This window comes from Streptomyces atratus (assembly GCF_014648655.1).
GTDB lineage: Bacteria > Actinomycetota > Actinomycetes > Streptomycetales > Streptomycetaceae > Streptomyces > Streptomyces atratus.
Genome location: NZ_BMRN01000063.1, coordinates 17514 through 27572 on the forward strand (window position 1 = coordinate 17514; position 10059 = coordinate 27572).

Sequence of the window (10059 nt, forward strand, 5' to 3'; positions counted from 1 at the left end):
GAGTGCAGAAGGCGGCGTGCTGGCGGAAATCAGCCGCCGAGCCCCGGAGGCACGCCCGCCGGCCACTTGCCCGAAAGGCGGGTCTCCTGGACTGAGCCAGTAGTGCCGTCACTTCTCGTCGACATGCACGGCCCCACTGATCAGCAAGTGACTCCGAAACCAGTCGACAAACGCTGTTCCTAGAGATCAACGAAGCCACCCGTGTCCTCGATGACCGCGCAGGCGGTGTCGATGTCCCCGGCCTGCATCGCCCGGATGTAGGCGAAGGCGCTGGCGATGTCGTCCGGTGCCATCGGAGCGAGCGGCGCGGTGACGGTGTTCTCGGGCATGACAGCTCCTCACATACGGGCCGCCCCACTGATCGCGGCGACCTCGAAGCCACCCTCGAACCGCGGCCCTGTGGACAGAGTCCGGCCGCGGGGAGGGAGAAGTCTCCCTCCCCGCCGGATCCGGCAGACCCGGGACGCGGATGTGGTGCCAGTCGCGGATAGATCAGCCTGGTCAAGGCGTTTCTGGGGCATAGGGGACGCTGTCCGGTCGGGGTGATCAGACAGCGGACAAGGGGGTCTTCCTCACGGTGGCCACTGGTTCGTGCGCAGCGGCGCGCGACCTGGTCCAGCTCACCGACCCGGCCGCCGGCCGGAGAACCGAGGATCCGATGCCCGCTCTCACCTCGCCCGCACAGCCTGACCCGGAGCCGCCGTGGCAGCACGGGCGCCTGCCACGCGGGCGGCCAGCTCCTTGTAGTCGGATTCGTCGGCCATCGTGCTGGAGAGAGCCCCGTTCTCGTCCTCCCATACGAACTCCACCGGACCTTCGTCGGGAAGCGAGGCGAGGACCGCGTCGACATCGGTGGACAGGTCAGGCCAGACGGTCAACTGGGCACGCGGGGTGAGTCGGGCGCGTACCGCATCGAGTGTGTCTTCGGTCAGGCGGTGCCAGCGGGAGGCATTGTGGAGATACCCCTCCTCCAATATCGCTGCGTGCCGCATGGCGATGGACCAGCGCAGACGGGCCCAGAAGTCCTCGTCGGCGGGCCGCTGCACGCCGGGCTCGCCGGAGTCCGCGTCGTAGGGCGAGGTCTCCAGCCGCTCCGGGAAGAGACCGAGAGCCCGGGTGCGGGCAACGGCGCGCTCACAGCGCTTGTCGCTGCTGACGTACACGTACTGGTCCCAACCGACCTGCACGTCGAACTTGTCCTCCACCGCCAGACGGCACCAGGCACCGTTGTCGCGGAGCATGACACGGACCAGCTCCAGACTGACGGAGAGGGGCACCTCCGAACCGTCGTGGAACCCACTGAGGTCGGGTGGGAAGAGCTCGACAAGGCCATGGCCGTCGACCGCCGGCTCCAGGCCGAAGTGGGCAAGGCCGGAGATCCCTGGCTCACGAATGGCCAGGTGGTCGATGCCGGTGTCCTCGGCGAAGGCGGCAACCGCTTGCAGATATGCAGCCTCGACCGGTCCGTGGTCGCTGGTCGTGTCCTCAGCGCCGATGTAGCTGCCGTGCTCGTCGCGGTCGGCAGGGTCGTACTTGGTGATCCGGTAGACGAAAGGCGGCACGTTGCTCCCCGTGGTTGTTGACGATGCTCGCTCAGCGGCCGATCTCGTGATCGGGAGCGTAGGGCGGGGGCCGGCGCATCGCCGCCTTCGAGGATGGCCATCGAGATCACCTTCTGCAAGCGGGATAGCTTGCCGAATCAGGCCGAATCGATCAGCGGCAATCGATGCGAGTAACGCGATCGTTCCGGTTGGCTGCCTTGGAGAGACGCTGGTTCTCCAGTGTGAGGAGCTGCACCTGCTGTGCGAGGACGTTGATCGAGGAGCGTAGCTCCCGCACCTCGCGCGCGTGCTCTTGGCGGTGCCGGCGCTCGACAGCTTTCAGGGCCTGGACCTCCTGTCGGAGGGAGACTGGGGGTGCGGCTGCGTCTTCTCGTTCGGCTACGAGGTTTCGGAACTCGTCCACAACCTCGGGGCAGCGGTACGCGCTGGCCCTGCTGACGCCCGCTTCGGCAGGCTCTGCTGCGGCGGCTGCACCACCTCGCAGGGACGTGACCGTGTCCGGTCAGGAGGAGAGCGGCATCCCCTCGCATCGGGTACGCAACGCCCGGGGGACGCCGCCGCGCTCAAGCCCGACTGGCGGCCGCTGAGTTGGCGTAGACCGGTGTTCCGAGGGGCGGGGATCCGTGGCGGATGTCGGCGAGAAGTTCCTCGATCAGGGCCTCCTCATAGGCGGGCCGACCGGATAGGCGCATGGCGGCGGCGAGTGCGGGGTCCCAGGAAGTGTCCTCGAGGCGGTCGAGGTCCAGCACATCTGGTTCGAAAGGGGCTGGGTGCAGGCTGGCCCTGTAGTCGGCGGCGGTCATTCGCCATGCCTGGGCTCCGGGAACCGCGGCGAGGACAGCGCGTACGAGAGCGAGACCGGCACAGTCGAAGTCGGCCCGCACGGCGATGCGCCATCCTGCCGCCGCCAGGCGCGCGACGGCGTCCAGCTCCGTACGCGACGGCGTCCCCACCGTGCACAGCAGCCGTACGTCGCCCTCGACGCTGTGCAGCGCCGCGGCGGCGACGGAGGGGTTCTCGGTGAGGAAGACCCACCGGTCCTCGCCGCGGGCGGGCGCGGGCCACTCGGCGCGGTGCAGCACCCACGGGATCAGGACGGTGGGCGCTCCTGGGGGAAGGTGCCAGCCGGTGGGAAGGACGCCGAGAGTGAGCAGCCCACCGGTGGAGGTGTCAAGGTCGACGCCGAGCCGGTCCCAGGCCTCCCGGAGCGACGGGCTGGGCCCGGCGACGGGCCGGGCTGTGGCGGCTTCGGCGAGGACGAGCGCCGCCAGCTCGGTTCCGGCGTCCAGCGCATGAGGGTAGCCGGTGGCCGCGTGGGCAAGGCGGCGCCGGTCGGCGCGTGCCGAGGCGGGCAAATGAGCAAGGACGGCGAAGGCGGCGGTCAGCAGCTGTTCCGGGCGGGGGTGCTGCAGAAGACGGGCGAGAGTGCCCCGCCGGCGCAGGCTGTCCCAGCCGGTATCCTGCGGCCGCAGTGGCACGGTGGGCGGCAGGGCACGCCCCAGGCGGCTGCGGAGGTGCTGCAGGGTGGTGAGGCGGGCTACGAGCCGTGCCTTGTCGGCTGCGCCGTGGGCCAGCGGCCTGCCCAGTGCGTGGGCGGCGACCGCACCCGGCGTCAGGTGCGGTCCCCGGCGTTGCAGAGCCTGAGTGAGCCGTTGAAGGTCGATGCGCCGGGTGCACCCAGCGGGCAGCGGCCGCGCGGCCAGCAGACCGATCACGGCGGCACGCTGCTCGGCCGCGCCCGGGGTAGTGATCGTGATCGTGCCGCTGTCCATGGCGGCGTCCCCGCACTGGTCGGCCCGCCGGGCAACCTGCTCCCACAGCCACCGCACCTCGGGAGAGAGCAGGGCGGCCAGATCGGCATTCCGGCATCCCCCGTTGTGGCAGAGCTGCTCGGGGCAGTCGCCCCGGCCACTGCTGGCGGCATTCATGACGTACCGGCCGACGACGCGGCGAGGTGGCCGGTGGCCTGCTGGAGCAGGGGACCGTAGACGCGCAAGGGGAAGGCGATGACGGTGTCCTGAGGGCCTTCTTCGAGTTCGAAGATGTCGATGCCGTCCCAGGCGCCGGGGGAGCCGTCCCAGTTGTGGCTGGTGCTCATCAGGTCCAGGTCGAGGCTGTCGAGGTAGGCGGCGATGCCGTCTCTGCCGTGGTCGTCGACGTCGCCGGGAACTTCGTCCAGAGCACACAGACGGGCCGCGTGCGGGGGCAGATCGCGGTACTCGGCGGCCAGCGCGGCGAGCATGGGAGCGAGCACGATCAGGCGGCTCTCGCCCTTGGAGACGGTCACGCCGGTGGCGCCCCAGCGTTGTTGTCGCACCGTCCCGGGCCGGGTGATCATGTACTGGACGGTGATCCAGTTGCGGATGTCGATGGCTTCGGCCAGCCGGTCGGCCCGGCTGGAGCCGGGATCGCCCGCCCGCGTCTGGTCGCCCAGTCGCATCACCGCCAGGAGTTCCTGCCCGATACGACGCTGCTCCTCCGGTGAGCGCTCGGCATCGCCTTTCTCGCACGTCAAATGATGGATGGTTGCGAGGGAGGGCGGCAGATCACGGCGCAGAGCAAGCTTGAGCTGCACGCCGACTCCGGAGGAAGCGGCGGTCAGCCCCATCTGCTCGTTGACTTGGTCGGCCCAGTCATGCAGGTCGACCCAGGCGGTGCCGATGGCCGCAGGGATCCGGCCGAGGATGAAGTTCTCCAGGGCGTTCTCGTCCGCCGCGCTGTAGGCCTGCTGTGCCTCCACCCGGTGTGCTGCCGCCATCCGGGCGGCTGCGTGCGGGGACATACGCCGTCCGGCCAAGGACAGTTGGTGGGTGGGCATCCTCTCCGGAGCCGGACCGTGCCCGAGATGCCAGTCCCCTTCCGGTGCGGCGGCCAGGTGATGGCGCAGGGCGTCGGCGCACGCGTCGAGGCCGGTGGGCGGCCGCGGGATGGCCAGCAGGCGGGCACGCAACTCGGTGAGCCAGGTCAGGACGTCGTCGTGGTCTGCCGCGTCTTGCGCCGTTTGGGAGAGGGCTTCGGCGAGACCGTCGAGCGCGAAGCACCGGCGCACCTCCTCCACGGACACCTCGGCCCGGGGTCGGCTCTCGCGCAGCCGTCGCGCGGCGTCCGCCTGCGCCTGCCGTGCCGCAGCCGCGACGGAGTTCGCCTCCGCCAGATCCCCGCGGGCCTTGTCCAGGCGCTTCCGTACGTCATGGTGCGCCTGCCGGGCTGCGGACGCCTCCTGCACGAGAGCGAGTTCGTCCATGCCGCTGCGCTGCCGGCAGGCTTCCAGCGCGGCCCGCGCATCACTGAGCTGTCCGAGGCTGTCCAGGACGGTGTGTCTGCCGAGCTGGGCACGGTGGCGAGCGTCAACAGCCGACTGCGCTGCCCGCGCCACGTCGTCGAGCAGGTCGCTGACGCCGTGCATCTCCGTCACGGCCCGGCTCAGCAGGTCGGCGCGCCGGGCGGACGCCTCGGCCTCCTCACGCACCAGGGGCAGACTGTCGGGCAGCCCGTAGGCGGCGGCCTGTGCACGCCACTGCGTCAGTGCCTGCCGGGCGTCCGCTTCTTTCTCCTGCGCCAGCCTGTCCTCCTCGCACGCGTGGGCACGGGCGTCCTGCTCGGCGACCGCGCACTGCGCGCGGACGGTTTCTGCCTGCGACGCGGTGCGGGACAGCTCGTGAGGGAACTGGTCGGCGAGCTTGTCCAGCAGCGCTGCGTGCTGCGTGAACCGGGCCGCGGCCCGTGCCTGGCGTGCTGCCGTCAGCTCCAAGCGGTCACTTTCGCGCTGGGCCGCGGCGGCCTCCCGCCAGGCTGCTGCCTGCCGGGCTTCCCTTCCGATGTGCTGGGCCACCGGTGCGCTTCCGTGGGCCGCCTGAGGCGGCCGGGCGATGAGAGGACCGCAGCGGTAGGTACCGTCGGCGCCGATCAGCAGTTCCGGTCCACTGCCCGCTTGCGTGTCGTCGGCGGTGGGCGCGTACCCGATCCGTTTCAGGACGGCCTCGGCTACCGTGCCCAGCCGGTGGCCGGGCACGACCGTCAGGAGGGAGGCGAGACTGTCCTCCAGGGGAAGTTCCGGGCCCAGGGGCTCGACCCGCCAGCCCCCCTCGCTGCTCACGCCTCGCGGTGACAGCTGTGCGGAGAGCAGGCCGGCGGCGGCCATGGCAGCTTCCACCGCGTTGCGGGCCGGCCCGGCCGGCAGGGCGCCCGGGCGCCAGTCGACGGCCACGGCGAAGCAGTTGCCCTCCTCGGCCCTCTGCAGCCACGCCGGACCGGGCAACGGCGGCAGCTTCCCGCTGCCCCACAACCGGGCCTGCTCGGCCGCCAGGGCTGCGGCCTGGCGATGAGTAACGGCCAGATGCCGGTAGTCCTCGCAACGCTGCCGCGCGCGACTGGAGGCGGCGGCCGCACCGGTGGCCACACGCTTGCCCAGAGCGGCGGCGTCACGGACCGCCGCGCTGAGCTCCGCATCCTGCCCCCACGTCCGGGCCTGGGCCGCGACGGCTGCCAGATCGAAGAGCGGCGCGCGCACCACACACTGTGCCGAGCCCGCCCACGTGAGTACGGCCTCGGACACAGCGGCAACCTGGGCATGCGCTTCATCGTGAGCATCACGGTGCCGGTCGATGGCCCTGTCCGCCGTCGCGGCGGCGGCGTCCGACCGGGCACGCGCCTCCCTGCCCTTCTGCCTCAACTCCTCGACGTCCTGATGGGCCACCACGAGCACCTTGGCGTTCGTGCCGCGCTGGCGCAGGCGGTGCTCCGCCTCCTTGAGCGCCACCGCCGACTCCTCCACCGCGCCCGGATCGGTTTCGGCAGTGATCTCGGTGAGCGGACCGAAGCTGCGCGCACCGATCGTCACAGGGGCCTGCTCGACGCGCTCCATCCTGACCGGTGACACCACCACGCCGGGCACACCCGCTTGGGCACAGGCGCCCGCCACACCCTCCACTACCTCGCGCACACCGCTCACCGCCGATTCCAGACGCTCGGCGGCATCCGCCGCTGCCGAGCAGTGCGCCTCCAGCAGCTCTTCGGCCTGCCGGTGCCCCACCTCGCACCCGTCGGCCCTCTCGCGGGCACGGGCCACGTCGCTGAAGGCCGCATCCCGCTCCAGGGCCTGCGCTCGCGAAGGCGTCTCCCGCTCCGCCACGTCGAGTTGATCCACGAACGCCGCCAGTGCGGCATGCCCCTGCCCCGATGCCTCGGCGCGCGCGGCCGCCTCCCCGGCCTCCTCCTCGGCACTGCGGCGGGCTGCCACGTGTTCCAGGGCATCCTCCGCCGCGCTCAGCACCGTGCGTGCACAGGAGTGCAGCCAGGCCGACGAAAGGTCGTGAAGGAGGACAGAGGTCTTCTCCGCCCGTACGTACCGCGCGCGGGTGGATTCGGCAGCTGCCAGGGCCTCCCGCGTCACCCGCAAGACCTCGGGGCTGACGCGCGGCAGGACCTCCTGCAGCTGCTGCTCGGCCTGAACGGGCGTCAGTTCGCTGAGCAGGCCGGGGTTACGGACCTTCCTGATACGCCGGGCGATCTGCTGGAGCCGGGCGGGAGCACAGCCGAAGACGCGCTCGGCGAGATCGGCCACGTAGTCGTCCAGGCGCTCGAAGACAGTGCCGCCGTGCCCGGTGACGTACTGGGTGAACGCCTCAAGGCTGAGCGTGCTCAGGTCCTCGCGGTCCGAGCCGGGCACCAGAGGCATCATGAATCCCACCCGCGTCACGGACGGACTGGTGCCCTGCGCGTAGTCCAGGCGCAGACCGTAGTGCACGGTGGAGGTGCCGGCCTCGGGCCCGTCCTGGGGCGGGCGGAAGCTGAGCCACAGGTACCCGACCCGACGCCGTCCCGAGCTGCCGCTCTTCATCAGGGACTCCAGGGTCGTGGCCCGGTTCCCCGACCTGAGATGCTGCACCGACGTGGGATCCAGCAGATGAGGGCACAGCTTCTCCAGCAGGGTGGTCTTGCCGGTGCCGTTCGGACCGGTCACCAGCATCCGGCCCGAGGGACACGCCAGGACCTCCCGGGGGATCAGCCCGACGTTCTCCACCCCCGCACCGGCCAGGCACCACCGGCCGGCCCACCGGGCAGGGATACTCAACCCACTCATCGCGTCTCCGTTCCTGCACTGCCCAGGGGATCAGAAAGCTGCTCGTCGTGAGCGACGACGGTCCAGCGGGCCGCAGCGGGAGACAGCCACCACCAGTCCTCATAGCCCGCGGTCACACGCAGCAGATCAGCTTCTTCGAGCAGCGCCCGGATCTGCCCGGCCAGTTGCTCAGGCCGCTGCCGGTACTCTCCCCGCCACCTGGTGTGCCGTACCGCCAGCTCACCCAGGCGGCGGACCACCACGGACGCGGCGGCACCGCACCACCCCTCACCGGGAGCCGCCGCCCCGCCCCGCTCGCCTTTGCCGCTCAGATAGTCGATGAGGAGCAGGGCGGCGTGCCGGAGGGTGCCCGAACCGCCCTGCTGCCGGTGAGGGAAGCGGAACTGGCCCAGCCCCCGGGCGTCGCAGATGTCCTCGGGCACCACAAGACAAGCGCCTTCCAGCCGGTGCTCCAGGTGCAGCCCCAACGTCTCTGCCACACGGGCCCCTTCGCGGGCGAGCCGGGTGCTGAACCACTGCCGCTCCGCCTCGTCCAGGTCGCAGATATGGACGACCGCCCGGTCGGCGAGCATGCCGAGCACCCGCACCCCCTCATCGCCCGGCCGCAGCAGTGAGCGCAGCCAGCCCTCAGGGTCCTGCCCCGGATCGCTGACCCACTGCCCCTCGTCGTCCAGCGGCACGCTGCGCGGCAGCAGGTGCAGCAGACGGGCATGGTGAATTTTCAGCAGCACCGGCGGATCGTGCGAGCCGCCCATCAGATCCTCGACCCGGCCCTCGAGTTCGCTCAGGACTCCGCGCTCGCACAACATCCGCAGCCCGGTGACCAGTGCGCGCAGCTCGGGCTGTGACTGCGTCACCGCGATCTCCGCCTCCGCCGCGGCCGATCGCACCGCACCCACCACCTGTCCCAATGGCGCTGTGGGGGGGAGGCTCTCCAGCACGGGAACCGTCAGCCAGAACCACACCCCCTCCGGGGCGTCGCCGCCGGGCATCAGAGCGACCGGTTCCACGGGCACGTGCACGCGCACCAGATCCGGCTCGACCGTCAGCATGCAGCCCACCGCTTCCAACGAGGCACGCACCGCACCGGCATGCCGGTGCACCGCGTCGATGAGCTCGTCGTCCCGCCCGCCGATCAGCCAGGTCTGCACCCGAAGCCGCCGCACCAGCGCCGCGACAGCTTCCTGCTCGTCCTCCACCAGCCGCCGGCGGGACCCGCTGCCGAGCACCCCCCTCACCGCGATGCCTCGACCAGGACGTTCACCTTCACCGGCGCGGCCTGACGGCCTGCCGGGACCCGCCCTGCTGCAACCGCAACCGGGGGATGGAACAGCACCTTGTGTCCGGGCACCAGCACCGACCACCGCTCCCCGTCGACCCGCCCCACCACTCCAGCAGCGGCCACGAGCGTGCACCCGACTCCCTCTGCCTGGCCGACGCGCCCCGCCGCGTCCTTGGGCGCCCGCGCGGCGGTCATGACCGCCCTCAGCGCCAGCCGGCAGGCCACCTCCGACAACGGGCCGCCTCCTGCCAGAACTTCAGCCACCGCGGCACCGTGCCGGGCCTCGCGCTCCGCCCGCCGCGCCGCCGCCGCACTCTCATCACGTGGCTTGCGCCCCGCCACCGCCCCCCGGGCTGAGCTCTGCCCGGTGGCACGCAGCATCGCCAGCGCCGCCACCCGGGGGCCCTCGTGCCACGACACCACCTCACCCGTGTCAGCCTCCGCGACCGTGTGCAGCTTCGTCCACGGCCTGTCCGCCAGCGCCTGACGCAGCACCGCCCGCCCGTGGCGCGGATCCTGGCAGGCAACCGCCAGCGACAGAGCCCGCGCCCGCAACGTCGCAGGCCCGGCCACGCTCTGGTGCCGCAGCAGATTGGCATGCAGCATCGGGATCGCCCGCACCAACTGCAGCGCGAACCGCGCTGCCTTACCTGTGCCGGGCGAGAACCACCCCAGCAGCTGCTCCCAGTCCGCAACCCGCAGCCCCCGCGCCGGAGCCAGCACCCCGCGCGCCACCAGCGCACCGGCCGCAGACTGCCCCCGCCGCGCTGACGCGAGCTCGGCGAAGTGCGGCCGCAGCCGGACCAGCTCCGCATGAATCCGGACCACGGCGGCATCCAGATGGACCACCACATGCGTGGCGTACTCCAGGATCAGCTGCTTCAGCTCACCCGTCGCCCGCAGGTCCAGGTTGAACCGGTCGGCCAGCTGCGCCAGCATGTCGGCCTGGCCCACCAGCGCCCCGTCCAGGTGGTCGTGCTCGACGAACACCTGCCCCGCCAGCTCCGACAGAGCGGCGTGCGACGGCTGATGGGCGTTTCCCCTTGATCGTGGACACCCTGATCATTGGATCGTGAAGATCCATAGGACAGGAGTTCCCGTTGGGGACATCGAAGTACTCGCCTGAGTTCCGG

General features: G+C 71.4%; 6 protein-coding genes. All 6 read right to left on the bottom strand.

What is annotated here, in order from left to right; translation table 11 throughout:
• Positions 1-179: 179 nt before the first annotated feature.
• Positions 180-329: a hypothetical protein gene (locus tag IEZ15_RS39515; protein ID WP_189281837.1), complete on the bottom strand. Its 150-nt coding sequence runs from the start codon at positions 327-329 to the stop codon at positions 180-182.
• 339 nt (positions 330-668) lie between these two features.
• Positions 669-1562, bottom strand: coding sequence for an RNA-binding protein (locus tag IEZ15_RS39520; protein WP_189281838.1), 894 nt, complete (start codon positions 1560-1562; stop codon positions 669-671).
• Between the two features lie 563 nt (positions 1563-2125).
• Entirely contained in the window at positions 2126-3490 is a 1365-nt protein-coding gene (locus tag IEZ15_RS39525) for a DUF2399 domain-containing protein (protein WP_189281839.1), read from the bottom strand.
• Positions 3487-7644: an SbcC/MukB-like Walker B domain-containing protein gene (locus IEZ15_RS39530; protein WP_189281840.1), complete on the bottom strand. Its 4158-nt coding sequence runs from the start codon at positions 7642-7644 to the stop codon at positions 3487-3489. The genes IEZ15_RS39525 and IEZ15_RS39530 overlap by 4 nt, the downstream gene beginning before the upstream one ends.
• Entirely contained in the window at positions 7641-8873 is a 1233-nt protein-coding gene (locus IEZ15_RS39535) for a DUF2398 family protein (RefSeq protein ID WP_189281841.1), read from the bottom strand. Before IEZ15_RS39535 ends, IEZ15_RS39530 begins: the two co-directional genes overlap by 4 nt.
• Positions 8874-8878: 5 nt before the next feature.
• The gene (locus IEZ15_RS39540) at positions 8879-9937 is read right to left on the bottom strand and encodes a DUF2397 family protein (protein WP_268250496.1); all 1059 of its coding nucleotides are present in this window, start codon (positions 9935-9937) and stop codon (positions 8879-8881) included.
• Between the last annotated feature and the right edge of the window lie 122 nt (positions 9938-10059).

Bases quoted from the DNA above. Each gene is read 5' to 3' on its own strand.
- IEZ15_RS39515 (WP_189281837.1), bottom strand. From the start codon at position 329: ATGCCCGAGAACACCGTCACCGCGCCGCTCGCTCCGATGGCACCGGAC.
- IEZ15_RS39525 (WP_189281839.1), bottom strand. From the start codon at position 3,490: ATGAATGCCGCCAGCAGTGGCCGGGGCGACTGCCCCGAGCAGCTCTGC.
- IEZ15_RS39530 (WP_189281840.1), bottom strand. From the start codon at position 7,644: ATGAGTGGGTTGAGTATCCCTGCCCGGTGGGCCGGCCGGTGGTGCCTG.